This is a genomic window from Paenibacillus sp. YIM B09110, from assembly GCF_037167145.1.
Lineage (GTDB): Bacteria > Bacillota > Bacilli > Paenibacillales > Paenibacillaceae > Pristimantibacillus.
Map to the genome: position 1 here is coordinate 1 of NZ_JBANSP010000038.1, position 26,554 is coordinate 26,554.

21 protein-coding genes, 13 tRNA genes and 1 pseudogene are annotated in these 26,554 nt (G+C 49.9%); 30 read left to right on the forward strand and 5 right to left on the reverse strand.

The window, feature by feature from the left end; all coding sequences use genetic code 11:
• The first annotated feature begins 196 nt into the window (after positions 1-196).
• The 13 genes from V8F51_RS29420 (at position 197) to V8F51_RS29480 (ending at position 1,586) form a co-directional block, all read left to right on the forward strand.
• Positions 197-273 (forward strand) — tRNA-Ile (locus tag V8F51_RS29420).
• 9 nt (positions 274-282) lie between these two features.
• Positions 283-358 (forward strand) — tRNA-Ala (locus V8F51_RS29425).
• Between the two features lie 3 nt (positions 359-361).
• A tRNA-Asn gene (locus tag V8F51_RS29430) sits at positions 362-437 on the forward strand.
• Between the two features lie 3 nt (positions 438-440).
• A tRNA-Ser gene (locus V8F51_RS29435) sits at positions 441-531 on the forward strand.
• Positions 532-577: 46 nt separating this feature from the next.
• Positions 578-652: transfer RNA gene (locus V8F51_RS29440), tRNA-Glu, on the forward strand.
• A 4-nt stretch (positions 653-656) separates the two neighbouring features.
• Positions 657-732 (forward strand) — tRNA-Val (locus V8F51_RS29445).
• 17 nt (positions 733-749) lie between these two features.
• Positions 750-826 (forward strand) — tRNA-Met (locus V8F51_RS29450).
• Positions 827-861: 35 nt separating this feature from the next.
• A tRNA-Asp gene (locus V8F51_RS29455) sits at positions 862-938 on the forward strand.
• A 53-nt stretch (positions 939-991) separates the two neighbouring features.
• A tRNA-Thr gene (locus V8F51_RS29460) sits at positions 992-1,067 on the forward strand.
• Positions 1,068-1,156: 89 nt separating this feature from the next.
• Positions 1,157-1,232 (forward strand) — tRNA-Lys (locus V8F51_RS29465).
• A 113-nt stretch (positions 1,233-1,345) separates the two neighbouring features.
• Positions 1,346-1,420: transfer RNA gene (locus tag V8F51_RS29470), tRNA-Gly, on the forward strand.
• Between the two features lie 10 nt (positions 1,421-1,430).
• Positions 1,431-1,507, forward strand: a tRNA-Arg gene (locus tag V8F51_RS29475).
• A 5-nt stretch (positions 1,508-1,512) separates the two neighbouring features.
• Positions 1,513-1,586, forward strand: a tRNA-Pro gene (locus V8F51_RS29480).
• Positions 1,587-1,838: 252 nt separating this feature from the next.
• On the opposite strand, the gene V8F51_RS29485 is transcribed toward V8F51_RS29480, so the two are convergent.
• Positions 1,839-2,789, reverse strand: coding sequence for a DsbA family protein (locus V8F51_RS29485; protein WP_442956510.1), 951 nt, complete (start codon positions 2,787-2,789; stop codon positions 1,839-1,841).
• A 167-nt stretch (positions 2,790-2,956) separates the two neighbouring features.
• Between V8F51_RS29485 and V8F51_RS29490 the strand changes: the two genes are divergently transcribed.
• The gene (locus V8F51_RS29490) at positions 2,957-3,514 is read left to right on the forward strand and encodes a TetR/AcrR family transcriptional regulator (protein WP_337104080.1); all 558 of its coding nucleotides are present in this window, start codon (positions 2,957-2,959) and stop codon (positions 3,512-3,514) included.
• Positions 3,515-3,524: 10 nt separating this feature from the next.
• On the opposite strand, the gene V8F51_RS29495 is transcribed toward V8F51_RS29490, so the two are convergent.
• Positions 3,525-4,490, reverse strand: coding sequence for a helix-turn-helix transcriptional regulator (locus V8F51_RS29495; protein WP_337104081.1), 966 nt, complete (start codon positions 4,488-4,490; stop codon positions 3,525-3,527).
• Positions 4,491-4,636: 146 nt separating this feature from the next.
• Here V8F51_RS29495 and V8F51_RS29500 point away from each other — a divergent pair, with 146 nt between their 5' ends.
• The 3 genes from V8F51_RS29500 to V8F51_RS29510 all read left to right on the forward strand — a co-directional run bounded on the left by V8F51_RS29500 (position 4,637) and on the right by V8F51_RS29510 (position 5,984).
• Positions 4,637-4,936, forward strand: a complete 300-nt coding sequence (locus V8F51_RS29500; RefSeq protein WP_337104082.1) for a DoxX family protein — start codon at positions 4,637-4,639, stop codon at positions 4,934-4,936.
• Positions 4,937-5,013: 77 nt separating this feature from the next.
• Positions 5,014-5,493 (forward strand): GyrI-like domain-containing protein, encoded by a 480-nt coding sequence (locus V8F51_RS29505; RefSeq protein ID WP_337104083.1) that lies wholly within the window; start codon positions 5,014-5,016, stop codon positions 5,491-5,493.
• 23 nt (positions 5,494-5,516) lie between these two features.
• Positions 5,517-5,984, forward strand: coding sequence for a phage tail protein (locus V8F51_RS29510; RefSeq protein WP_337104084.1), 468 nt, complete (start codon positions 5,517-5,519; stop codon positions 5,982-5,984).
• An 8-nt stretch (positions 5,985-5,992) separates the two neighbouring features.
• Here V8F51_RS29510 and V8F51_RS29515 read toward each other — a convergent pair whose 3' ends face one another.
• Together V8F51_RS29515 and V8F51_RS29520 are read right to left on the reverse strand one after the other, a co-directional pair.
• Positions 5,993-6,166 (reverse strand): hypothetical protein, encoded by a 174-nt coding sequence (locus tag V8F51_RS29515; RefSeq protein WP_337104085.1) that lies wholly within the window; start codon positions 6,164-6,166, stop codon positions 5,993-5,995.
• Positions 6,163-6,402 carry a hypothetical protein gene (locus V8F51_RS29520; RefSeq protein WP_337104086.1) on the reverse strand — a complete coding sequence of 80 codons (240 nt, stop codon included), beginning with the start codon at positions 6,400-6,402 and terminating at the stop codon, positions 6,163-6,165. The genes V8F51_RS29515 and V8F51_RS29520 overlap by 4 nt, the downstream gene beginning before the upstream one ends.
• Before the next feature lie 503 nt (positions 6,403-6,905).
• Here V8F51_RS29520 and V8F51_RS29525 point away from each other — a divergent pair.
• From V8F51_RS29525 to V8F51_RS29565, 10 genes and pseudogenes are all read left to right on the forward strand, one after another.
• Positions 6,906-9,929, forward strand: a complete 3,024-nt coding sequence (locus V8F51_RS29525; RefSeq protein ID WP_337104087.1) for an ATP-binding protein — start codon at positions 6,906-6,908, stop codon at positions 9,927-9,929.
• A 4-nt stretch (positions 9,930-9,933) separates the two neighbouring features.
• Positions 9,934-11,046, forward strand: coding sequence for a response regulator (locus tag V8F51_RS29530; RefSeq protein ID WP_337104088.1), 1,113 nt, complete (start codon positions 9,934-9,936; stop codon positions 11,044-11,046).
• 266 nt (positions 11,047-11,312) lie between these two features.
• Positions 11,313-11,705, forward strand: a pseudogene (locus V8F51_RS31630) (DNRLRE domain-containing protein); the annotation flags it as partial.
• Between the two features lie 42 nt (positions 11,706-11,747).
• Positions 11,748-14,291, forward strand: a complete 2,544-nt coding sequence (locus tag V8F51_RS29535; protein WP_442956512.1) for an S-layer homology domain-containing protein — start codon at positions 11,748-11,750, stop codon at positions 14,289-14,291.
• 134 nt (positions 14,292-14,425) lie between these two features.
• Entirely contained in the window at positions 14,426-15,262 is an 837-nt protein-coding gene (locus tag V8F51_RS29540; RefSeq protein WP_337104090.1) for an alpha/beta hydrolase, read from the forward strand.
• A 234-nt stretch (positions 15,263-15,496) separates the two neighbouring features.
• Positions 15,497-16,585, forward strand: coding sequence for an iron-siderophore ABC transporter substrate-binding protein (locus V8F51_RS29545; RefSeq protein ID WP_337104091.1), 1,089 nt, complete (start codon positions 15,497-15,499; stop codon positions 16,583-16,585).
• On the forward strand, positions 16,578-17,618 hold the full coding sequence (locus tag V8F51_RS29550) for a FecCD family ABC transporter permease (protein ID WP_337104092.1): 1,041 nt from the start codon (positions 16,578-16,580) through the stop codon (positions 17,616-17,618). The genes V8F51_RS29545 and V8F51_RS29550 overlap by 8 nt, the downstream gene beginning before the upstream one ends.
• The gene (locus V8F51_RS29555) at positions 17,615-18,646 is read left to right on the forward strand and encodes a FecCD family ABC transporter permease (protein WP_337104093.1); all 1,032 of its coding nucleotides are present in this window, start codon (positions 17,615-17,617) and stop codon (positions 18,644-18,646) included. Before V8F51_RS29550 ends, V8F51_RS29555 begins: the two co-directional genes overlap by 4 nt.
• A gap of 1 nt (position 18,647) precedes the next feature.
• Positions 18,648-19,451 carry an ABC transporter ATP-binding protein gene (locus V8F51_RS29560; protein WP_337104094.1) on the forward strand — a complete coding sequence of 268 codons (804 nt, stop codon included), beginning with the start codon at positions 18,648-18,650 and terminating at the stop codon, positions 19,449-19,451.
• A 197-nt stretch (positions 19,452-19,648) separates the two neighbouring features.
• Positions 19,649-21,013 (forward strand): TrkH family potassium uptake protein, encoded by a 1,365-nt coding sequence (locus V8F51_RS29565; protein WP_337104095.1) that lies wholly within the window; start codon positions 19,649-19,651, stop codon positions 21,011-21,013.
• A gap of 251 nt (positions 21,014-21,264) precedes the next feature.
• Here the strand turns inward: V8F51_RS29565 and V8F51_RS29570 are convergent, their stop codons facing one another.
• Positions 21,265-22,356, reverse strand: coding sequence for a GntR family transcriptional regulator (locus V8F51_RS29570; protein ID WP_337104096.1), 1,092 nt, complete (start codon positions 22,354-22,356; stop codon positions 21,265-21,267).
• Between the two features lie 322 nt (positions 22,357-22,678).
• Here V8F51_RS29570 and V8F51_RS29575 point away from each other — a divergent pair, with 322 nt between their 5' ends.
• Genes V8F51_RS29575 through araA form a run of 3 tightly spaced genes read left to right on the forward strand, consistent with a single transcriptional unit; the run spans position 22,679 to position 26,462 of the window.
• A complete protein-coding gene (locus tag V8F51_RS29575; RefSeq protein WP_337104097.1) occupies positions 22,679-24,295 on the forward strand; it encodes a xylulokinase in 1,617 nt (538 codons plus the stop codon).
• Positions 24,296-24,297: 2 nt separating this feature from the next.
• Complete coding sequence (locus V8F51_RS29580) at positions 24,298-24,993, forward strand: L-ribulose-5-phosphate 4-epimerase (RefSeq protein ID WP_337104098.1); 696 nt, start codon at positions 24,298-24,300, stop codon at positions 24,991-24,993.
• A gap of 44 nt (positions 24,994-25,037) precedes the next feature.
• Positions 25,038-26,462, forward strand: a complete 1,425-nt coding sequence (araA, locus tag V8F51_RS29585; RefSeq protein WP_337104099.1) for an L-arabinose isomerase — start codon at positions 25,038-25,040, stop codon at positions 26,460-26,462.
• Positions 26,463-26,554: the final 92 nt, after the last annotated feature.

Below are 26,554 nucleotides of genomic sequence, written 5' to 3' on the forward strand. Positions count from 1 at the left end.
ATAGGTTCGGGGTGGAAGCACAGCAATGTGTGTAGCTGACGAATACTAATCGGTCGAGGGCTTATCCTAAAAAGCTTATATGGTCCATACAACCTATAGGCAACAGCTAAAGTTCAGCAGCAACATTCTTTCGTATCCAGTTTTCAGGGTGTAATCATACTGAATGACATCACCCCACGACTTGTGGGTTTTTTATTGGCCTTTAGCTCAGCTGGTTAGAGCGCACCCCTGATAAGGGTGAGGTCGGTGGTTCGAGTCCACTAAGGCCAACCATATATGTACGGGGCCATAGCTCAGCTGGGAGAGCGCCTGCCTTGCAAGCAGGAGGTCAGCGGTTCGATCCCGCTTGGCTCCACCATATTCCCTGATAGCTCAGTTGGTAGAGCACTCGACTGTTAATCGAGTTGTCACAGGTTCGAGTCCTGTTCGGGGAGCCATACAGAGAGGTGTCCGAGTGGTCGAAGGAGCACGATTGGAAATCGTGTATATGTTAACCGCGTATCGAGGGTTCGAATCCCTTCCTCTCTGCCAGTTAAGCTTATGCTTACGTAGCAGATTTTGCTTCGCAAAACTTTAAGGCCCGTTGGTCAAGGGGTTAAGACACCTCCCTTTCACGGAGGTAACAGGGGTTCGAATCCCCTACGGGTCACCATTATGGAGGATTAGCTCAGCTGGGAGAGCATCTGCCTTACAAGCAGAGGGTCGGCGGTTCGATCCCGTCATCCTCCACCATGATACATTCGTAACGACGCGGGGTGGAGCAGCCCGGTAGCTCGTCGGGCTCATAACCCGAAGGCCGCAGGTTCAAATCCTGCCCCCGCAACCAAACTTTACCTTCGGGTTTATCCGAGAATATGATGTGGAGCTGTGGTGTAGAGGCCTAACATGCCTGCCTGTCACGCAGGAGACCGCGGGTTCGAATCCCGTCAGCTCCGCCACTTTCCCCAAAAAAGTGAGCCACCATGATGTACTTGATGGAACTGTAACGCATGCCGTTGTAGCTCAATTGGTAGAGCAACTGACTTGTAATCAGTAGGTTGGGGGTTCAAGTCCTCTCGACGGCACCATTTGAAGGATTAGCAAAGCGACCAAACGCGGGAGACTGTGAATATCTTCCCTCGGTTTTGAGTCCTTAATCCCCAGACTTTTTTTTTAAGAGCCATTAGCTCAGTTGGTAGAGCACCTGACTTTTAATCAGGGTGTCGTAGGTTCGAGTCCTACATGGCTCACCAGTATTACCTTGGTTTTACACGGGCACGTATGGCGGAATTGGCAGACGCACTAGATTCAGGTTCTAGTGTCAGCAATGACGTGGACGTTCGAGTCCTCTTGACCACATCAACTAGCGGAAGTGGCTCAGCGGTAGAGCATCGCCTTGCCAAGGCGAGGGTCGCGGGTTCGATTCCCGTCTTCCGCTCCATTTTATTTTTGCGGCCTTAGCTCAGCTGGATAGAGCGTTTGACTACGAATCAAAAGGTCAGGAGTTCGAATCTCTTAGGCCGCGCCACTTTTCGGGATGTAGCTCAGCTTGGTAGAGCACCTGGTTTGGGACCAGGGGGTCGCATGTTCAAATCGTGTCATCCCGATTTCAAAAAAAGGATTATCTAATAAGATCATTTTGTGATCTTATTAGATAATCCTTTTTTTATGGGTAGCGTCCAAGCGGCTGGTTCAAGCGAAACAATCCAGGCGGGTAATAATATTGCCGAGTTCACGTATCAGGGACAAGGTTGATTCTATTTTGATTCATAAACGAAGGCACCCGGCGGGGTGTCTTCGTTTTATGCTCAAGGCTTCCGAAGATCAACTTCACATCAGGATATGACTTTTCTCCATAATTATTTCGTAGTTTTAAAATAGGATTCCCCTAGAAGTTCCTTCGCTTGATAACTGCTTGGTAAAAGTTCTCTTTCAATAAAAGCTTTGATTTCCGACTTTTCAATATCATACATAACTTCAATCTCTTTAGAAAATAACAGCTTTTCTTTTTCAAGCAAGTTAGAAAGGGATAACTGCTTTTTTGGTTGTAATTCTTCCGTATTTAGAATTTGCTTTAGGCCATCAACATAGGACTCTAACGGACGGCTGCCTGTGATTTTTATCCCTTTATTTTCCCCATTCATTATAATAATCGTCGGGAAACCTCTAACTCCAAGGCTTCTGGCGAGACTAAAATCTTTATTCAATAATTGTTGGCCGGTTTGTTGTTCGGCATCTTGAACAATAGCTTCTCCATCAAGTCCAATCTGATTTACGATGTCTATCATGATGGTTTCATCGGCAATGTTTCGATTAAATGCGAACAGAGCTTCTCGTGAGCGTCTTAAGTAATCATAGGCTAATTCATCGTTATAAATTTTTTGAATCACTTTAAATACACGAGAAGGCGGGAAGGAGGATTGAACCGGATTGTCTAGCATCAGAGAACCGTCAATCGGCATGCGCGAATGTTCTCCAACCTCTCTCCAGTGGCCGAAGACGTCAGCAGGTCCCGATATTCCGTTACGCGGGTCGACAGGCTCATCACTCCACTTTTCCAGCAATCCACCCATAACCGTATGAAAGTTGAAATAATGCCCATATTGCTCTTTAAAACGACGAAGAACAGGTTCAAGCGCCCAGCAGTGAGAGCAGATGGGATCCGTCACATAATAAACTTCAATAGATTTCTGAGGGTGATTAAAATCGATAATCTCCAATTCTTCCTCCCCGGCTGTTCCGCATACACCTGTTTCTAAATCACAAATCATAGGATTATCATTTATCATTCGTTTATCCCCATTTGCCATCATTGTTGCCTCCCTAAAGTGTCATAAACAAACGTTGTTAGTAACATCACTTTGTTTTACAATCATATTCTAGCCATAAAAAATGTAACGGAATACCAATAGATCATTCCATATGTCGTTTATGCAACACATGGATACAATTGTTTAAAAAGTTGGAGGGACATGATATGACTCAATCAAAGACAGATCCCCGCGTTTTACGAACTCGTAAGTTAATTATGGACTCTTTTATTGAACTTTCAGGGAAAAAAGAATTCAAGGATATTACCGTTAAGGATATTACAACAGAGGCTAAGATTAATCGTGCAACGTTCTATTACCACTTTGACGATATATATGACTTGTTGAACAAGGTATTGTCGGAAGTTTTATTGATCAATTTGAATGCCATAGACTTCGAGAAAAGCGAATTAAATGAAGCATCGATTATTGATATCTTCGTGGCCGTAACGGATTTTCAGAAATCGTTATCCAGTCGATGTCATAGAGGTTACGATGAGACCATAGCCCGTATTATTAGGGAACAGCTTGAAATTATTTTCTACGGAATGTTGCGAAAGCAACATTCTGCAGAAGACGATAACTCTCCGAGAATTACTGCTATCATTTTAAGTTGGGGCGTTTATGGCGCTTCTGTGGAGTGGAGGAGGAATAGTAAGGAATTATTGCCGGAGGAATTTGTTAAGTCGGCCATTCCTTTTCTGCTGTCTGGGATTAAACACTAAGCGATGGCATTCAATCATTCCCGAAAACATCCATCCTCTCCTGCAAACCCTCCAAAACCTTGTTTGGCACCTCTCTAACCTTGATATCTTCACCTAAGAAAAGTAGCCAATTTGTCACTTCGGCCAATTCCTCCGGATGATGAACATTGATGAACGTCTTTAGAATAGCCGTAGTTTGATAAGGATTCGTATAGGAAATGGAAATTTTTAATGGATGGTACTTTTTGAACTGGGCAATCGCCTTTGGACCGAGTTCAACGACTAGATTGACGGCTTCTTCCTGCTTGCTCAGCTGTTCGACAATCTTCTTCTTGCTAATTCTTTTTTTCTCAGGGTATGGTTTGACATCGGTGAGGTTGTCGACTGGAATAATCCGCCTCTTTTCCTCCTCTAGATCGAAGCCTTCAATTTGCCAAGAGCTTTTTTCACGATATAGGCGCATGAGATAGATAGGATAAGATTTTATTTCCCTACCTTCTTCAACGGTAACCGCTAAGTAGCAGTCCATAAGAAGGTTTTGGATGAGTTGTTCCAGCATGGGATGGGGCAGATCCGATAGATCTAGCAGGTCAGGATTGTGGGGGTTGGTACCTTCGAAGAGCAAGATTTGATTTAACAGAACAAGGTCATCTTGCTGGTTTTGAGAGATGAGACCGAGCAATTTTTCCGCTAAAGAGTGGCGACTCTTGAGATACGGGAGTTGCAGATTTCGTGTGGCCATGAAGGCGATAAAAAGAGCCTTAATCTCATTATCGGTAAAGCGGACAGTGGGCAGCACGGAGTTTTTCATCACAAAATAACCCCCGTCCCTCCCGACTTCGGCGACTAGAGGCATTCCCATTGCTTCAATTTCCCTAATATCTCTAATCGCCGTCGAACGGGAGATATTAAACTCCTGCATGATTTCCGAAATGGTAAAATGGGCGCGGTTGTTGATGTACCGCATGATGATATTAATCCGTTCTACTTTTTTCATGGGCACCTCTAAACAGTGTCATATTTTGATATGATTTAAAGTTATTATAAACGCATCAAGTAAAAAAACAAATCATTTGATCCATTCAAGAAAAGGAGTGGTGATGTATTTATTAAGAAGTAAACGAGATCATTGGAGGGATGAAATTGAGTACGATAATCGGTAATGGTAAAATTAAGAAAGCAGAATATCGTCTTATTGGAAAGATAGTTGCTTATTGGACTGTCACAGTAATACTCGCATTCTCAATTGCGTTAAGCGGTGTCGGGCAACTGATGCGATATGGGGGGAATGTCGATCTAGTGACCGATATTGGTTTCCCGTTATATATCACGAACATTCTCGGAGGCTGGAAATTGCTTGGAGTCATTGCGATCGTAATGCCGCGCTTGGCATCGCCTCTTGGGCGCTGCGTCCGAATAGCCGTAAACAGTACCACGTTTTGACATGATTTATATTTATAATAGACCTATCAAGTGAAAAACAAATCAGTTAATCGAATCCCAAAAAAGGAGTGTTTATTATGACCATGTATACCCTTGAGGAAAAAGACAGTTTTATCGTACTAGGTGTTGGAACAGAGCTTAAGAGCGATTACACCGATTATGCCGGCATGAACAAGGAGAAGGAAAACTTCTGGCAAGCAGTGGAGCAGGATGGAAGGCTTGACGCTTTGAAGGCTATTGCCGCGAATGATTACATTTTTGCCGTGAATGAAGCTGTAAATCACAAAATGATGTATTATGCGGGTGTTATGACAGAAGGAACGGTAGCGGAAGAACACAGAGTTATTCAATTCCCGAAGGGGCAATACCTCGTCGTTAAAGGTGAAGGGAATACAGCCGAAGAGATGAGCAATAAGCTTACCGGCATTGCCTTTGGCAAAGCCTTGCCGGATGCCAAAAATTTCGCCTATGTCGGCGGACCCAATGCAACGGTTGAGATGGGGCAGCGAGACGGCTCCGTATACGGGGAAATGTGGATTCCTGTTGTTAGGAAATAAACGAAACCATTGGAGGGATGAGAATGTCCTATATCGTTGACTTTAAAAATGTGTCTACGGCTGGTCTGGAATCTTCACCGGTAGCAGAAGCGCTTGCGGGACTGCGTGCGAATGAAGGCCGTTACTTCATGAACAAATATAAGCATGAATTTACGGTTGTGCCAGCCAGCGAGAGTCAGGAAACGGTTGAATACGTACATCGAATTCTGAAAGAAGAACGCGGCATTGAGTTTGCGGCTAAACCTCTGGAGACATCGCAGCTTCAAGTGGAAAATATTAAATGGACCTTTGTCTTTTATGAGGACGGTCTAGCGGTTAACGTCTTGTATACGGTTGATGACCCTAAGAAACGGGCAGTCGGTTTTAAGCTATCCGAGGGGATGGAAGTACCCGGAGAGTTGGAAGAGAAAAAGTTCAAATTTGCAAGACAGAAATCCAAACTGGCTGGGACGATCCGAGGCTCGTTCTTCGTCATTAAAGGAGAATATTGAAGCAATATCTAATCTGATCCAATAAGAGCACCCGCCGGTCTGGAGTCGAACTCATTCCGGCGGGTTTTGTTTATGGCGATCAAGCAAATGATAAGTGGCGGCAGTACGCCGATGGGCAGCGTGGTTAACATCGGCCCTCTCTTGATATCGCTTGCTTCATGAATTCGTTTGTTCAACCTCATCCGACACCGTCGCTTTCCAATAAGGAATAGAAGTTATCGCGATCCTCGTTATCGAATTTGCCGAGCGACCGTACTCTGACAAAGGCATGACCGCCATGCAGGTCGATTTCCTCCCCGTAACTATTGAAGAGCGCAATCATATGGCCTTCCTGATTCGACTCCATGTACCCGTAGCATTCGGCCGCGGGCTCCTCTCCGTAAATGAGCATAAACTTGATTTTGTCGACTTTGTGCATGCGGCTCCCCCCTATTTCGTTTAGTTTCCCCAATGATATGAACAACATTTTACGTCATGCCGATTGAATTGGAAAAAGCGATTTTGTCTCCTATCCTCGTATATTCATCCTTTTATTTGAAAACATAGGGGGGATTCTTCGCCGCTTCGCATTTTTGCGCATTTTCTCTTGACGGGATGAGGTTTGGAGACTATGATATCGTGCCGGTCAAATCAACAAGGTTTTTTTGCATTGTATTTTGCGGTGCACGGGGTATTTACCTTTAATGAACTCACGGTTAAAATAATTCAATCTCTAAATTGAAGGAATGAAACACTTAAAGTAGAAATTATAGAATGGGGACATGTAACAGTTAAATTCGGTGTTACATGAAAGGTTTCAATACAATCAGCTCAATAGTGAGAGTAGTGGAGGAGCGAGCTTCATGTCGCTCCTTTTTTATATATGTAGTGGCAGGAAAAGAATTATAAATGGTAAGCATTGCATGAAAAGATGGTGATGCCATGGTCAGAAAAAATGCCGTATTGCTTGGAATGATAGGCGTGTTCGTCATTGTTACGATTGTGAATGTGTTTCAATGGCTTAATCCGCGGGCGCATACCTTGAGGGCGAGCGGAGGATTGCTCGACGCGACGAAATGGGATTTTGAGCAGCAGGGAGTTCTCTCCCTGCGCGGGCAGTGGGAGTTCTATGAGGGGAAACTGTTAGGCCCGGAAGATTTCCAACCTGGCGGCGAATTGAAAGGTCGTTTCGTTCAAGTGCCCGGAGGCTGGAAACACACACTCGCTTCACAAGACAAAAACGGTTATGGAGCCGGGACGTACCGGCTGCTTATCCATACGAACGAAGCAGCGCTGTACAGCATGCGGGCCAAAAAAATCCGAATGTCCAGCCGTATATTCATGAATGGCATCGATTTGGGAGGCAACGGGCGTCCTTCCTTATCGGCGGAGGGCTTCGTGCCGAGCAACGTGCCCTTCTTCGGCACTGTCCAAGCGGAAGCGGGAACCGTTGAGATTATTATTCAGGTGGCCAGCTTTAACTACCTGGAAGGCGGTTTGGTTCAGCTGCCGGAATTCGGACTCGCGAATGACGTGATGAAGAGGCGCGAAGATTCCAAACTCGCCGATATGATTCAGATGACGATTTTGCTTGCATTCGGATTGTATTATGCGGGCATGTTCAGACAGTGGCGCCGGGAGCCGCATCTGATGCATTTTTGCCTTTTTTGTCTGTCGCTGGGATTGTTCTTCAGCATCGACAACGAAATATTGGCGATTGATTTTGTGCCCGGTTTGACGTTTCTGTGGCTTCAAAAAATGCTTTTTCTATTGCCGCTCCTGTCGTTTTTCTTCTTCACGCATTATGTATACCGGTACCTAGAGGAGCGGGAGAACGCTGTATTTATTTGGCTTCGCAGACTGACCTACGTGTACCTTGCGATGATTATTCTGGTACCAAATCGTTATTTGGTCAGCCTCCTTGACGCCGGAATTGCGATCGAAGCGGCCGCCTTTGGCATTATGTTCTATGCCGTCTTCCGCAGCCGCAGCCGCGGAGACCTTAGCAGCCATTATATTACGCTCGGCATTTTCTTCCTGCTCGTCAGCTGGCTCTATGCCCAGTTGCGCTACCAGCTTGCGCTCGACAATCCTTATTATATGATCGTAACGCCGGCGCTGCTTGTTCTGTCGCAAGCGCTGCTCATGTCCGATCAACTTCAGCTTAGCTTTAGGAGAAGCGAGCAACTGTCCGAGCGATTGCTGCAATATGATCGCCAGAAAGACGAATTTCTGGTCAAAACCTCGCACGAGCTGCGAACGCCGCTGCATGGTATCGTAAATCTATCGCAGGCGCTGCTCGACAATCGGACTAGGCCGCTCCAAGCTGAGCATCGCGACAATATTCGGATGCTGCATCTGTTGGGCAGACGTCTGGCGGGACTGGTTCATGATATTCTCGATTTAAACCGGATTCGTCACGGGCAACTGCTGATCCATACCACTTCCGTCAACCTGGGGATGTCGGTCCAGTTCGTGATGGAGACGCTGTCCATCTCGCCGGTCAACAAGGAGGTACAGCTCGTCAATGCGCTGCCGGCTAAGATTCCGCTCATCCTTGCAGACGAGAACCGGCTAAAGCAGATTTTGTACAACTTGCTCGAAAATGGGCTGAAATATACGAGAAAAGGTACGGTGAGCATTTCCGCGGAGCGGAGGGGGGACGAGCTTGCCATCTCGGTGTCGGATACGGGAAAAGGCATTCCTGCGCAAGAGATTGCCGGCCTGTTCCAGCCGTTCGTACAGTTGGAGGAAGACGGAAAGGCAGGCGAGGGACTTGGCCTCGGACTGAGCATTGCGAAGCAGCTTGTGGAGCTGCAAGGCGGTCAATTAGAGGTTGAATCCGCAATCGGTATCGGATCGAGGTTTACTTTTACGCTGCCGATCGATCTGGCGTCAGAGGAGGCCGCCGCCGCCGCCGTTTCGGAGGAGACGATGTCTTTCTCGTTGTCCGGGCTGATGCAGGACCATCAGGAGTCGGACTTTCACCTTCTCATTGTAGACGATGAGCCTTCCAACCTGAAAATATTGATCGATGAGATCTCTTCTATGCGTTATGGCTATACGGCGGTCGGAAGCGGAGAAGAAGCACTTGAAGCATTGCGCCGCAACAAGATTAAGCCGGACCTGTTGCTGCTCGATCTCATGATGCCGGGCATCTCCGGTCTTGACGTATGTCGGGAGATTCGAATGCTGCATGGACTTGCGGAATTGCCTGTACTCATGATGACCGCCTCCGGACAGACGGGCGATATCGTGGCTTCGTTCGCCGCCGGCGCGAACGATATTGTGCAGAAGCCGTTTGAGCTGGCCGAATTGAGGGCGAGGGTACAGTCGCTGCTGGCGATGAAGAGCTCGTCCGAGCATGCGGTGCGCCGGGAGATGGATTTCCTGCAGGCGCAAATTACGCCGCATTTCCTGTACAACAGCATGAATGCTCTTATAGGACTTAGTTATAAAGATGTGGACAAGCTGCGGGAGACCATCCACAATCTGACGACCTACTTGCGGGCTAAATTCACGTTTGTCTACTCGGGAGAGCTCGTTCCGTTCGAGCGCGAGCTGGAATTGGTCACGGCGTATCTGGCGATTGAACAGCTGCGTTTTGGAAGCAGGCTGGCTGTCCGGATGGAGATTGAGGCAGGCTTCCACTGCATGCTGCCGCCGCTGGCGCTTCAGCCGATCGTGGAAAATGCGGTGCGGCACGGCATCGGGCCGAAATCATCCGGAGGCACGCTGCGAATCGCCGCATGCAGGCGCGAAGGCGGAGCGGAAATAACCGTGGAGGATGACGGTGCCGGCATCGGTGAGGAATTGCTGCATGTGTTGAGAGAAGGGCAGGCCGCCGGGGTCGGAATTGGCAATGTAAACCGTCGTCTTCAAATGGTCTACGGCGTCGGATTGGACATCCGCAGCAGCGTTGGAAAAGGCACGTTGATTAGGCTGCAAATACCGGAGGCGAAATAAAGCGATGATAAAAGCGATATTGATTGACGACGAGGAAATTGCGCTCGACGTAATGGAAATTGTGCTGCTGGAGGTCGGCGGGGTAACCGTGCTCGACAAGTTTCGCCTAGTGTCCGATGCAATCGCACGCTCTGATGGGATGCAGCCGGATTTGATCTTCCTCGATATCGAGATGCCGGAGATGAACGGGCTTGCGGCTTCGGCCGCGCTTCTCGCGATGTTTCCCGATGCGGATATCGTTTATGTGACCGCCCACCATCACTATGCGGTAGATGCCTTCGATACGAAGGCGATCGGTTATTTGCTTAAGCCGGTAGCCAAGCACCGGCTTGTCAAAACATTGGAGAGACATGCGGAGCTTCGTGACAAAGCAGCGCAGCGGGCTGGAAGCTTGGCTCAAAGCCGGAATAGCATGAATTCCCTCGAGCCCTCCAGACGGTCGTTGTCTCTGAAGCTGCTCGAAAGCATGGAGCTGTACGATGCCGAAGGCCGTTTGATCACATGGCGGACGAAGAAGACAAAAGAAATGTTCGGTTATTTGTGGCATCATGTCGGAACTCCCGTGTACCGGTACCGCATACTCGAGCATCTGTGGCCGGAACTTGATTCCGAGCGGGCGCAAGCGCTGTTTCATACGACGATGTATTATGTGCGGAATACGCTGAAGTTGGCGGGTTTTCCGGAGATGATCGGTTTCGGAGACGAGCGTTACTGGATGCGGACGGACGAAGTGGCATGCGATGTGACGCGGCTGGAAGCGTTGATCGGGAGAGTGAGTCAGGCGAGCGATGCGGAGGAGCTGCTGTCGCTCTATCGCGGCGATTATTTCGAGACGGAAAATTACAGTTGGGCGAATAGCAAAAAGTACGAGCTGCGTGCGGCAGTCATTCGACATTTGGAGACCTGGGCAGAGCATGACCTTGACGCTTCGCTGAAGGAACGTCTGCTGCGCAGGCTGCTCGAGCTGCATCCCTATCAGGAGAAATACTATGACCATTTGGCGCTGCATTTGATTTTGTTGGGAGACTCGGCAGCTGCAGACGAAGTGAATCGTCTTAAAGAAACGACATTCGGGACCGACTTGGGAATGCATTTTAACGCGAAAAGTCGCGAATAATCGAATTGTTTGGAAAATGTTTAGAGGTCGATTGTTAATCTTTTCCCATGCGAACGATGATTTCATTGCAGAAGGGAAGAGTTTCATTGAAAAAACGATCGAAGTTCGGTTTGTTGTCCAGATTAAAGCTTCAACTGCTGCTGGCTTTTGTCCTGGCAGTTCCGCCGATCGCGTTGGCCGGCACGGCAAGCGCGGAGTCCAGTTCGACGGCGACGTTTGCAAGCGAGCTGCTAGCGAGCTGCGAGTACAAAAGCGACGTGAATACTATGAGCACCACCTCGACTTGCCAAGATACGATATCTATCGGTACGAATGCGGGCTACTCGCTTATAGGCGTACTAGGTTTTGATTTGACGGGTCTCGAAGAGACGGTGCTTGAGGCCAATCTAGAGCTGTTCGTTACCGATAATTACGCCAATGGCGATGGTAGCCCCGAGCTGAAAATTTATCAGCATATCGGAGACTGGACGAAGCCCGCAACGAGTTCGGAGGCCTCGGCTGATAGACCTTTTTTTGGCGGTTTGCAATCGCGAAAGTATGCCGTAACGGAGGAAGGTGGCCATTGGGTGAAGTTCAATATTGCTCCGCTGGTGCGCGACAGTATCGCCAAAGGAGAAGACGAACTCGTTCTCGTACTGGAAGGCTCTTGGGCGGAATCCCCGGAACAGCGTTTCTTCCAGTACGCATCGACAGGCGCGAACATGCCCAAGCTGAATATTGCTTACACGACTTCGTCCGTCCAACTGCCGACTCCGCATACGCGAATTGCAGCAGGCGATGGATTTACGCTGTCGCTTCAGAATAACGGAACAGTCAAGGCCTATGGTTGGATTAATGGTCAGAAAATTGAAGTGCCTGACAGCCTGACCGGTGTGCAATCGGTTTACGCGTCCAACCAGTGCGGGTATGCGATTAAGACAAGCGGTTCCGTCGTGGCTTTGGGTGATGGCTGTACCGTTCCCAATGAAGTGCCGGAGGAAGGCGTCGTCGGGCTCGTACTCGACGGGTACGCCTCCGCTGCCTTGAAGAATGACGGGACGATCATCTCCTGGGGGAATCGCCCATTCAATGAGGAATGGAACACGTACCATGCCCTATTCAAATCCATTGCTGGCGGGAATGACCATGCGTCAGCACTGACGTGGGATAATGCTGTCGTCAGTTGGGGCTCCGCGTATTCGACGTCAGTGCCTGGAGACTTGCCTGAAACGACGGCCATCGCTTCTGGAATTAATCATACGCTTGCGCTGCTGACGGATGGGACGGTCAAAATGTGGGGGCCCCCTTACTTAGACAACGTGGTTCCGGAAAACGTAACGGACGTCGTGGCGATCGATGCGAACGACAACTTTTCCGTGGCGCTGAAGAGTGACGGGAAGCTTGTCGTATGGGGAGACGGCGGAGCGCTGCAACCGCCGCCCGGGCTTAACGGCGTCGTAGCCATCGCAGCGGGAAGGTATCATATAATCGCGCTGAAGTCGGACGGCACTTTGGTCGGCTGGGGGCAGAACCGGAACGGCGAAACGCTCACCCCGGCACCACCCATCGGCGGATTGTCATGGTCGCCCGGCAGCGAGATCGGCACGACGACGGCGACGATCGCGGACGGGAGTCTGCAGGACGAGCGCTACGGCGATCTGATTCTGAAATATCGGATCGGCAATTCAGGCAGTGACAGACAGCCTTATGTCGGTGAAGATCCATCCGATTTCGGCTTTGAAACGGAGCTTCAGCCTGGTGAGAATCTGGCCGTTTCTCCGGGGCAGCATATTTATGTCGTGGCGGAGTACGATGAGGAAGACGACAAGAAAGTAGCCTACTGGTCGGATGTCGTCATTAAAAAAAATCAAGTGAAGCAAGCGCCAGGCAGCAATAACAACAATACGTCCGCGCCAAACAACGATAAGGAAATCATAGTGGTGGACGTTGTCATCGGCGGAGAGCAGCCGGCCGACACCGTCAAAGTGGAGATTGAGCGGACGAGACAGGCCAACGGACAACTATTCGACCTCGTCACATTCGACGAAGCCAAGGCGAACGAAGTCGCCGAGCGGGCCGCGACGGCCAATCAGCATGTAGCCAGAATCGTCATTCCCGACACCAAAGACGAAGTCGGCGAAGTTCGCGTGAACGTGCCGCGCAGCGCGCTGGCAGTGCTTCAGAAGAACAAGATCGACCTGGAAATTTACACGGATAACGCGGTCATTCGCGTTCCGATCGCTTCGCTGGTCGGATTGGACGAAGATTTTTACTTCCGCCTCGTTCCTATTCGAGAGGCTGCGCTTCGTCAAGAAATCGAGCAGCGCGCTCGAACGGAAGAGGTCGTCAGGAAGATTGCCGGCAACGACGGTATAGAGGTCGTGGGCCGTCCGATGACCATTGTGACGAACTTATCAAGCAGGGCGATTACGCTGACGCTTCCTTTGCGGGATGTCGTGCTGCCGCAAGATCCGCAGGAGCGGGCGGCATATTTGAATCAAATGGGTATCTTTATCGAGCATACGGATGGAGAGAAAGAAGTGGTAACCGGCAAGACGGTAACCGGGACGGACGGCAAGCTTGGGTTGCAATTCGGCGTCAACAAGTTTAGTACGTTCACGATATTGCATATGGCAGCATTAGGCGACGAAGAACAGCAGTCGGAGACCCACGCCAAGTATATCAATGGCTATCCGGACGGCACATTCAGAGCGGAGCGCAGCATTACAAGGGCGGAGATGGCCACGCTGCTGGTCAACAGCGGCATTATACCGACATCCTCGGAGCCAAATAGAGCGTCGTTCCCGGATGTTGCTGCCGAGCACTGGGCTGTCACGAATATCGGACAGGCGGAGAAGTCAGGGCTGCTTGTCGGTTACCCGGACGGAACCTACCGGGTCGACGCTTCAATTACGCGCGCGGAGATGGCCGCCATCGCTTATCGGTATTTGAAGCTGGAAAGTGAGCCTTCCCGCACATTCTCGGACGTGCCGGCATCCCATTGGGCAAGCGGCATGATCTCAGCTCTATCCGGCTATATGGACGGCTATCCGGATTTGACGTTCCGTCCGAACGACAAGCTCACCCGTGCCGAAGCGGTAACCATTCTGAATCGGATCCTAAAGCGGGGGCCGCTTAACGGAGTCGTGAAGCCGAGCTGGCCGGATGTGGCCGCGTCCTACTGGGCGTTCGCAGATATTGAAGAAGCTTCGACGGACCACGCTTATACGCTTCGATCTGAAGGCGGAGAATGGCTGACTGAGTAGTTTATAACACGAATGAAACGGTGAGGGCCATCGGCTCTCACCGTTTATGCGTTAATATGGCTACGTATTGTTTATTGCTTCCTATCGGATCGCACGTTAAGATTCTTGTAAACCCACTACTAGGAGAGTCATTTATGACGAATAATACGGCTTTGCCGTGGAAAGACGTTTTGTCCAGCGACACGATACATACAATTACCGGTGATGTAAGGGTAATCGAAGCGTTCCCGATTCCGCAGCTGCAGACGGAACGCAGAGTGTGGATTTATTTGCCGAGAAGCTATAACGAAGGCTCTCGCTGTTATCCCGTCCTCTATATGCATGATGGTCAAAATGTGTTCAATCAAGCGACGTCTTGGGGAAGCGAGTGGGGCGTCGATGAAACGTTGGAGCAAATGACGATTAATGAACCTGCGCTCGAGGTTATCGTGGTCGCTATCGATCATGGAGGCGATCAGCGTAACAATGAGTATAACTTCACGATCAATAAGGAGTATGGTTTCGGAGGCAAGGGCGAAGCTCATGCAGCGTTCCTCGCCGAGACGCTCAAGCCGTATATCGACAGCTGCTACCGAACGCTCACCGAACCGCAGCATACCATGATTGGCGGAAGCTCGTTCGGAGCCTATATTTCGCTCTACATCGCCCTACGTTATCCGGCTCAGTTCGGCCGTGTGAGCGGCATTTCGTTCGTAATGTGGCAAGACGACGGGGCGATCATTCAACTGATCCAGCAATCGGTTTTGTCTCCAGCGCTGCGCATCTACCTGAGTATTGGAGAGCTAGAGACCGACAATGCCGACTTTAATCGGATTGCCCATGAACATGTTGAGTTGGCAAGGCAAAAGCTGATCGCAGCAGGGGTAGCAGAGAATCGAATTCGATTCGACTTCATTCCGGGCGGAACGCATCATGAATCCACATGGGGTCCGCTGTTTGCCGAGGCTCATCGTTGGCTGCTCCAGCCATAATGTTGCGCTTTAAACGTACAATAGAGGATGTAATCGCAGCTTAACCGTATTTCCCCAAACCGCAAAAATCCGCAAATCCATTGGATTTGCGGATTTTTGCGGTTTGAAGAAGCATCTCCAACGAATACAGTCTGTCTACATGTTTTTATATTGACAACAATAAACCCTGCCTATATAATTTACGAGAGATTGATAATCATTATCAATAAATTTATAAGTAAAGAAGGGTCTACTATGAAAGCTAGAAAAAAATTGACTGTGCCAATGATTATATCCTCACTTGCGCTTGTGCTCGTGCTGGCAGGATGCGGCGCAAACAGTAACAGCAATAGCAACGCCGGCGCATCGGCTACTAATGCTCCAAGCGCGACGAACGCGGCGAGCGAAGCGCCAGCTTCGGAACAATCCGCGACTCAGTATCCAATTACGATTAAACATGCGCTCGGCGAAACGGTAATTGAAGAGAAGCCGGAACGCGTTGTTACAATTTCGTGGGCGAACCATGATATCGCTCTTGCTCTTGGTGTAGTGCCTGTCGGCTTCTCGGAAGCAAACTACGGCGTTCAAGACGGTTCCAGACTGTTGCCTTGGACGAAAGCGAAGCTCGAAGAGCTTGGCGCAACGGAACCTAATTTGTTCCAGGATACGGACGGTCTTGATTTCGAAGCGATCTCGGACGCAAATCCCGATGTCATTCTGGCGGCTTATTCCGGCATCACTCCGGAAGAATATGAGACGTTGTCTCAGATCGCACCGGTTGTCGCTTATCAGACGGCGCCGTGGGTAGCGAGCTGGCGTGAGCAGGTTCAATATGATTCCATAGGCATGGGCTTGCAGGCCGAAGGCGAGCAGCTCATTAAGGACACTGAGAGCCTCATCAAGGAGAAGGCTGCCGCACATCCGGAGCTTGCGGGCAAGAAAGCTGCCTTCGTTTACATCAATCCTGCCGATCTGTCGACGCTCTCGGTTTATGCTCCCGGCGATCCTCGTGGAGACTTCCTGATCGAGCTTGGCATGCCATTCTCGGATGCTCTGGCAAGCCTCGCGACGGACAGCTTCTACCTGCAGCTTAGCGCCGAGAACGCCGATGCGCTCAATGATACGGATATTATCATCACCTACGGTGACGACAAGCTGCTTGCTGCGCTTCAGGCCGATCCGCTGCTAGGCAAAGTTCCTGCAATCCAAAGAGGATCCGTTGTAGTAATTGAAGACAATACGCCGCTTGCGGCTGCGGGTAACCCGAATCCACTGTCGGTTGCGTACACGATCGATGAATATTTGGGATTGATCGGAGAAGCAGCCAAGAAGATCAATGAGTAATCCATCGTCTCTTACCGATAAACCGCAGGGATCGATTACGCCGACTTATTTTACAATCGTTTTGATTGTTTGTCTGCTCGTGCTCGGCATTTGCGTGCTTGCATCGTTGGCGTTCGGTTCTCGAATAATCGCATTTCAGAATGTAGTGGACGGATTGTTTAACCCGTCCGCCGATTCTTATGACGCCGATGTCATTCGTCAACGAATGACCCGGACGGTGTTCAGTCTCTTATGCGGCGGCGCGCTTGGTGTCGCGGGCGCCTTAATGCAAGCGGTCACCCGCAATCCGATTGCGGATCCGAGCATTCTCGGCGTGAACACTGGCGCAGCTTTGTTTGTAGTTGTCGGGATTGCTTTTTTTAACATTGGATCGGCGAATGAGTACATTGTATTTGCATGCGTCGGGGCAGCGGTTACTGCATTATTCGTGCTTGGAGTAGGCTCGTTGGGACGAGGCGGAGCTACGCCTGTCAAGCTTGTGTTAGCGGGGGCGGCCACCAGCGCCGTTCTTGCTTCGCTCGTGAGCGCTATTGTTATTCCGCGCACTAACGTTCTAGACCAGGTCCGGCGTTGGCAGGTAGGAAGCGTCGGGGGAGTTAGCTGGAGCGATATTGCGACGTTCTCCCCTTTCTTCCTGATCGGTATTCTAATTGCCGTAATCACGGCTCCTGCCTTGAACGCTTTGGCTCTGGGTGACGAGACGGCGACCGGCTTAGGCGTGAGGACAGGAGTGCTTCGGTTAGTGTCGTCGTTGGCTGCCGTTGTGTTGTGCGGTACGGTAACCGCCCTTGCAGGACCAATCGGCTTTGTGGGGCTGCTCTCGACACATCTGATTCGGTTAATTATCGGTCCCGATCAGCGTTTCCTGATTCCGATGTCGGCTTTGGTTGGAGCTATTGTACTTACGGGCTCCGACGTCTTGGGCAGAATTCTTGGAAGACCAGGGGAGCTGGAGGTAGCCGTCGTAACCGCCTTCGTCGGCGCCCCAATTCTAATTCTAGTAGCGATGAGATCGAAAGTGCGTACCTTATGATGAATAATACGATAAATATGATTATGTTGGGCAGACGTCAGAGACGCCGTCGATATGTGCTGGTTACGAGCATTCTTGCGGTCATCTCTTGTGCGCTTTGCGGTTTGATGCTCTATTTGGGAAATACGATCTATTCATTGGATGTCATTATTCGGGTGCTGACGGGAGAGAAAATTAAAGGGGCAACATTTGCGATTGAAACGATTCGGCTCCCTAGAATGCTGGCGGGACTGTTCGCCGGCTTCGCCTTCGGCTTGTCCGGCAGCGTCTTCCAGACCATGCTGCGCAATCCGCTTGCGAACCCGAACGTACTCGGCATAACTACCGGCTCCAGTGTAGCGGCCATCTTTTGTATCGTGATTCTGCATACGAGCGAAGCCGTTGTTTTCGTTGCCTCGGTCCTTGCCGGGCTGGCTACGGTTACGCTTCTCTATTTTTTGTCCATAAGAAAATCTTTTTCGCTCGGGCGGCTGATTCTAGTTGGCATTGGTCTAGATGCGATGCTTGGAGCCGTTATCTCTTATCTGCTGCGGATAAGCGCTGAGTATGACATAGCCAAAGCTTATCGTTGGTTAAGCGGCAGCCTAAACGGTTCGCAGATGGATGAGCTTCCGCCGCTTATCATAACGGTGCTTGTATGTACTCCGGTTATTATTCTGTTAGGGAAGCCTCTTGGTCTGCTTGAGCTGGGCGAACAGGCAGCCACTTCACTGGGGATCCATACGAACAGAACTCGAATAGCGCTGATCCTGGGCTCGGTATGCATGATTGCAGTCGCTACCGCGACAACAGGCCCAATTGCTTTCGTGGCCTTTCTGGCTGGACCAATCGCAAGCAGATTGGTGGGCATAGGTTATTCCACGGTAGTGCCGGCTGGTCTTGTTGGCGTTATCTTGGTTCTGGCAGCGGATTTAATCGGACAATTTGCATTCGAGACCAGATTTCCTGTAGGCGTGATCACCGGAATCCTCGGGGCGCCTTATCTGATCTATCTGCTCATCCGAATGAATCGAAAGGGAGATTTCTAACATGAAGCCGAAGCATCAGTTCCAGGCGGAGCAAGTCGTCTCCGGTTATGAACAGAAAAGGGTTGTCCATGGAGTAAGTATCTCCATTCCAAGCAATCAGATAAGCGTTATAATCGGAGCCAACGCCTGCGGCAAGTCCACTCTGCTCAAAACCATGGCAAGGCTCATCAAGCCAGAATCCGGTCATGTTATGCTTGATGGCAAATCTATTGATCAATACCCGCCCAAGCAGTTAGCCAAGATCGTCGGGTTGCTTCCGCAATCGCCTATTGTGCCGGAAGGTATCAGTGTCGCGGATCTGATCGGTCGAGGCCGATTCCCGCACCAGACTTGGCTCGGCGGTTGGACCAAAAAGGATTACGAGGCTGTCGCGGAAGCGATGGAGATTATGAAGATAACGGAGCTGGCCAATAGCAATATTGACGAGTTGTCCGGCGGTCAACGTCAACGTGTCTGGATTGCGATGGCTTTGGCCCAACAGACCGACATTTTATTTCTTGACGAACCGACGACTTTCCTGGATATTACTTATCAAGTCGAGATACTGGATTTGCTCACCGATCTGAATCGGAAGCGCGGAACGACGATCGTCATGGTTCTGCATGACATCAATTTATCCGCCCGTTATGCCGATCATATTTTCGCGCTCCGCGAAGGTAAGCTGGTAGCGGAAGGCGATCCGTCCAAGGTCATCACGAGCGATTTGATTAAGGATGTCTTCGGACTCGATTGCACGGTCATTGCCGATCCTGTTTCCAAATCTCCGCTGATCGTACCGATCGGGCGCCATTATGTGTACGCTTGATTGTCTGCAACTGGAGGGGCTTTTCCTGACAAAGGAAAGGCCCCTTTTTGCCATAGCTTAGTGGAGTTTCTGCCGGCTTCTCATATTCAATGACTGTTTCCATATTTATTTGTCAGACGTATTCATTCCGCATTAGGAACAAACAATAGGGTTGATATCCTATCATGCGGCGGGAATGCGAAAGGAATAGGTTGATTATGGGAAGTAAAATGCGGGATTGGATCAATAAGCGGTCGCCTGCCCAGGTGATTACCGGTTATTATTTAGCGGCGGTTATCATATCGATTCTGTTGTTCAGCCTTCCTGCCGTTCGTAAACCCGGCGTTTCGGTATCCTTTTTCGATACCGTCTTTACTGCCGTCAGTATCGTAAGCGACACGGGGCTCGGCGTATTTAATGTGGCGGAAACCTACAGCGTATTCGGCTATTTCGTCATTATGCTCGTATTGCAATTCGGGGGTATCGGCATCATGGCGATGAGCACGTTTTTTTGGCTTCTGTTCGGCAGAAAAATCGGCTTGCGCGAACGCCGTCTGATCATGGTCGACAATAATCAGTTCGCTATATCGGGTCTCGTCAAATTGGTTAAAGATATTTTGATTATCACTCTTCTGACCGAGCTCATAGGGGCGCTTATTTTCGGATTTCGATTCTTAAACTATTACGACACCTGGGAGGAAGCATTCGTTCAAGGGTTGTTCGCGGCAGTCAGCGCCACGACGAACGCCGGAATGGATATTACCGGCCAATCGCTTATGCCTTACGCGCACGACTACTTTGTGCAGCTCGTTACGATAACGCTTATCGTGTTCGGGGCAATCGGGTTTCCCGTGCTGATCGAGGTAAAGGCGTATATTTCCCACAAGCGGAGGAGGCTTACGAACCGATTCCAGTTTTCGTTATTTACGAAGATAACGACGTCCACTTACGGCATTCTCCTTGTTATTGGGGCTCTTCTTATTTGGCTGATGGAAAACCAGCATTATTTTAAGGGTATGTCGTGGCATGAAAGTCTGTTCTATGCCTTGTTCCAATCGACAACGACAAGAAGCGCCGGACTTACGACAATGGATATTAACGACTTCACAATGCCGACTCTGCTGCTTATGAGCGTCTATATGTTTATTGGGGGGTCCCCTAATTCCGTAGGCGGCGGTATCCGGACGACCACTTTCGCCTTAAACATATTGTTTATTTATCACTTTGCAAAAGGAAACCGCTCCATCAGAGTATTTAATCGGGAGCTTCATCCGGACGATATATTGAAGTCGCTAGCGATCTCGTTGCTCGCGATTGTCTTATGTTGCTTATCGGTTATCACGATTTGCATTACCGACAGGCAGCATCCGCTTATTGCTATTGTGTTGGAGGTTTGCTCCGCCTTCGGCACGGTAGGCTTGTCTACGGGAATTACCCCGGACCTTAGCATTATTGCGCAATGTATACTCATGATTTTGATGTTTCTCGGAAGAATCGGCTTAACGACCTGCTTATATTTCATTGGCGGCGGCCTAAACGATGCAAAGTTCCACTATCCTGTAGAGAGGGTAATGACGGGTTAAAGAAAAGGCCATCCGGCAAAGGATGGCCTTAAGCTTGTCGTTACAGACTTATGCGATAGGATTGGGTACGCAGATGTCTCTTATGGCGTTCATTGCGAACGGATCTGAAGGGACTGCAAGTATCCGTTCCTAAGTCCAACGGCGTATGGTGGGATGATTGGCCCGGCTTGAGATGCCCAATCCTGCTTGTTCATGGCGGTAAGAGCTTCATTCGGTCACCGTTAGGAGTGACGCCATCCTTGGAACAACTACTATTCCACTTCGATGGCTTTTACCGTTTCGCCCTCGATTAATACGGGCTGGTAGTAGGTGGTGGTCGGCAAGTCCTTTTTGCCTTGTAAATTCTTAATGACCCAGTCCGCTGCGTCGCGTCCCATTTGTTCTTGGGGGTGCGTCAGCGTCGTGAGCTGGATATTGGCGTTTTTGGCGATATAGGAATTGTCTTGGCCAATAATGGATAGCTCGTCCGGAATGGAAATGCCCAGCTTTCTGCAGACATGTACGACTTCCAAGCCTACCTCGTCGTTGTAACACACAAGCGCGGTTAACTCATCCCGATTGTCGTTCAGGTACGCTTCCAGGTTAGCGGACAGGTCCGGCTTCGTCTCCGTATCGAAAGACAGCACATGCTCTTGTTGGAAACGCAATTTGGCTTCTCCAAGAGCCTTAATAAACCCCTTCATTCTAAACTTACCTTGCAAATCATCCATTTTCGCAATAATGCCAATCTGGGTATGTCCTTTGGCAATCAGTTCCCGGGTTGCGAGATAGCTGGACTGCACGTCATCCAGGCAGAAGAAAGGAACTTCCAACTCTTCATAATAGGCATTGATCATCGCGAAAGGAACCTCCTGCTCCTTGAACGACAGATAATAAGCGATGTTAGGGTTGTATACGTTGCTTCGGGTAGGCTCTATAATCAATCCGTCCACGCCGTAGGACAGCATCATTTCCAACGCCTTTTTTTCCTGAGCGACATTATTATTGGTGCTGGCTAGAAGCAAGGAGTAGTTGTCTTCGTTTAATCGGCTTTCGATGCCGCGGATAATGGACGGAAAGATGTAGTCCGAGATATAAGTCGTGATGACGCCGATCGTCTTGTTCGCGGCTTTCGCACCCGTTCTGGAACGGTATTGGCTGCTGACGTACGTGCCGGAACCTCTCTCGCTGCGAAGGAAACCTTCGTTCGATAGCTCCAGCAAAGCCTTTCGAACGGTCTGCCGGCTAACATTGTAGCTCTCCTGCAAGGCGAGCTCCGAAGGGATTTTGTCGCCTGCTTTGTACGTCCCCGAAAGGATATAGCTTTTGATATCTTCAATAATGAGCTGGTACTTTGGCTTCATCTATTTCACTTCTTTCATCATCATTATAAAGTTGTACGTACATATTCTAGCATGAATGACATGGAATGCAACAATAATGACAACATTTGCGTCGCGAATGGTACAAGTTTGTTGCTTTTTCTTAAAGAAAAACGATATTTAGACGAAGAAGGACGGCATCTCGCCTTATGTTAGTATAACTATTAGACTATATTGACAAATGTACGTACAGAAAATATACTTAGGCTGTCAGTTAGAGAAAGCGCCTTCTTTACTTTGAAGGTTGCGATAGGAGCGGGTTCATATCGTGCAAACCGCGAACAGAGAGGGGATAGACGTGATCATGAATCATGTAGACTTGAAAGAAGCGATAACGAAGGGCGAAACTTCGCTCGGTATCGAATTCGGATCTACGCGGATCAAAGCGGTGCTGGTCGACCGTCGTTTCGAGACGATCGCATCGGGCAGCTTTGAGTGGGAGAATCAGCTGAAGGACGGATATTGGACATACAAGCAGGCGGATATTATATCGGGCCTCCAAACCGCTTATCGCGAATTGAAGCAGGATGTAGAGCGTCAATACGCAGTTACCCTAAAGACCGTCGGCGCAATTGGGTTTTCCGCTATGATGCACGGCTATATGGCCTTCGATGGAACGGGTGAGCTACTGGTGCCGTTTAGGACGTGGCGCAATGCAACGACGGGGGCGGCGGCAAGGGAATTAACGGACTTATTCCAATTCAATATTCCCGAGCGCTGGAGTATCGCTCATTTGTACCAAGCGATATTGAATCAAGAGGAGCATGTGCCTCGCATTGATTTCGTAACGACGCTGGCCGGATATATTCACTGGCTGCTGACTGGCAATAAAGTGATCGGCATTGGAGATGCTTCCGGCATCTTCCCTATAGATGAAGCTACCCATAGTTACCATCCAACGATGGTTAAGCAATTCAATGAATTAATCGCGGGCAAAGGCTATGCGCTGAAGCTTGAAGAGGTGCTTCCCAAAGTGTATCTCTCCGGCGAGCAGGCTGGCGGGCTAACGTCCGCGGGAGCCGCGCTTCTGGACCCGGCCGGGGATCTGCAGACCGGCATTCCGCTTTGTCCTCCGGAAGGCGATGCCGGCACGGGCATGGTAGCGACGAATAGCGTCAAGAAGCGTACGGGCAACATTTCCGTAGGAACTTCCGTTTTCGCGATGATCGTACTCGAAAAAGAATTGTCCAAGGTGTATCCGGAGATAGATATGGTCACTACGCCGGACGGCAGTCCGGTCGGCATGGTGCATGCCAACAACTGCTCCAGCGATCTTAACGCCTGGATGGGGTTGTTCCGCGAATTTTCCGAAGCGATGGGATATGGCGCGGATTCCGGCAAATTGTTCAGCGTGCTGTTGAATAAGGCGTTGGAAGCCGACCCGGACGGCGGCGGTTTGCTTAGCTACGGTTATCTCTCGGGCGAGAATATTACGGGATTGGATAAAGGCCGCCCGTTGTTCGTTCGCTCGCCGGAAAGCAACTTTAATCTGGCTAACTTCATGCGAACGCATCTATTCACGGCTTTCGGAGCGCTCAAGCTGGGCATGGACATTTTAACGGAAAACGAACAGGTGGCCATCGATAGCATTTTGGCTCACGGCGGACTCTTCAAAACCCCTGTCGTTGGACAAAAAGCGTTAGCCGCTGCGCTAAACGTACCGATCTCGGTTATGTCCACGGCTGGAGAAGGCGGGGCATGGGGCATGGCGCTTCTAGCTTCGTACATGACGGGCAAGGATCAAGGAGAGAGCTTGTCGGACTTCCTCGAGCAGAAAGTGTTCAAAGATGCCGAAGGGCAGGAGATCGCTCCTGATGCAACCGATGTACAAGGTTTCCAAACCTTTATTAAACGATATCAAGCAGGTCTTGCCATAGAACAAGCCGCTGTAGACCATCTGCTAGAGAACGGGAGGGACTAAAGTTGTTAGAGCAACTGAAAGAAGAGGTATACCAAGCGAATCTCGATTTGCCGAAGCACGGACTCGTGAAATTCACTTGGGGCAATGCGAGCGCCGTCGATCGGGATAGCGGCCTGTTCGTCATCAAACCGAGCGGAGTCAGCTATGAAAAGATGAAGCCGAGCGACATGGTCGTCGTGGATCTCGACGGTAAGGTGGTCGAGGGTGATATGAGACCTTCTTCCGATACCGCGACTCACGCCGTGTTGTACAAACACTATCCGCAAATCGGCGGCATCGTGCATACGCACTCGACCTGGGCAACGATCTGGGCGCAAGCGGGACTCGATGTTCCCGTCATGGGAACGACGCATGCGGATACCTTCTATGGCGCCGTGCCTTGCGCGCGGTTCTTGAACCAAGAGGAGGTTGACCGCGGATACGAGGCGGAGACCGGCCACGTTATTATCGAAACGTTCGAGAAGCGCGGATTGGATGTCATGGCGATTCCGGCCGTCCTGCTCCAAGGACATGCTCCTTTCACTTGGGGTAAAGACGTGAAGTCGGCTGTCGTGAACAGCGTCGTGCTGGAGGAAGTGTGCAAAATGAATTTGTACGCACGGCAACTGAACAACTTTGCCAAAGAACTTCCCCAAGGCATTCTGGATAAGCACTACCTTCGGAAACACGGCAAGGATGCCTACTACGGGCAGAAGTAATAGCCATTACGCCATTATAAAATAGTGAAAAGAGGATGATTAAGATGTCAACAACAGCAGCAAAACAATTCTGGTTCGTCGTAGGCTCGCAGCACCTGTACGGGGAAGAAGCGCTCGCTGAAGTGAAGGCCCATGCACAGACGATGACTGACGCATTAAACAATAGCGGCGTGCTTCCATATCCGCTTGTCCTGCAGGACCTTGCTGTCAGCGCCGATAAAATCACAAGCATCATGAAAGAAGTCAACTATCGCGACGAAGTAGCGGGCGTTATTACTTGGATGCATACGTTCTCGCCGGCAAAAATGTGGATTCGCGGCACGAAGCTGCTTCAGAAGCCTCTTCTTCATTTGGCGACGCAATATAACGAAAGCATTCCTTGGGCAACGATCGACATGGACTTCATGAACTTGAACCAAGCCGCTCACGGCGACCGCGAATACGGCTTCATCAATGCCCGTCTGAAGAAACAAAATAAAATCGTCGTAGGCTACTGGGAACGTGCGGAAGTGCAGCAGCAGCTTGCGGATTGGATGGACGTAGCGGTTGCTTATAACGAGAGCTTCAATATCAAAGTCGCTCGTTTCGGCGACAACATGCGCAACGTTGGCGTAACGGAAGGCGATAAGGTCGAAGCGCAAATTCAATTCGGATGGACGGTAGACTACTACGGCATCGGCGACCTTGTACAATATGTGAATGCCGTTACCGAGCAGGAAATCGATGATCTGATGGCTCAATACGCAGAGCTCTATAATTTCGATTATGGCACGTACAGCAAAGAAGCTTGGGAAGCTAGCGTTAGAATCCAAGCGGGCTATGAAATTGCGATCAAACGTTTCTTGGACGAAAAAGGCTACAATGCTTTCACGTCCAACTTCGAAGATCTGCATGGCATGAAGCAGCTTCCGGGCCTTGCCGTTCAACGCCTGATGGCGCAGGGATACGGCTTTGCCGGCGAGGGCGACTGGAAGACGGCTGCGCTCGACCGCTTGATGAAGGTAATGAGCCGCCATCAGAACACGGGCTTCATGGAGGATTACACGTACGAAATGGCTGCCGGTCAGGAAGCGATTCTGCAATCCCATATGCTCGAGGTCGATCCTTCCTTGGCAGCGGGCAAGCCGACCATTCTTGTATCGCCGCTCGGAATCGGCGATCGCGAAGATCCGGCGCGTCTCGTATTCGATGGCAAAGCCGGCGATGGCGTCGTCGTATCGATGGCTGACTTCGGCACTCATTATAAGCTGCTGATCAACGAGGTTACCGCATTCGAGCCGACGGTTCCGGCTCCTAATCTTCCTGTGGCCCGCGTTCTGTGGTCAGTGAAGCCGAACTTCCAGGATGGAGTAAGAGCTTGGATCGAGAATGGCGGCGGCCACCATACGGTCGTTTCCTTGAACCTGACGACAGACCAAATCGTGACCTACGCTAAGCTGGTTAACTTGGAATACGTCGTCATTAAGTAATCCATAATGAAATGCAAAAACCGTTTTTTCGTAAATGGGCGATTGTATGCCTTTACGAAGAAACGGTTTTTTTTAGAATAATCTCATATGCG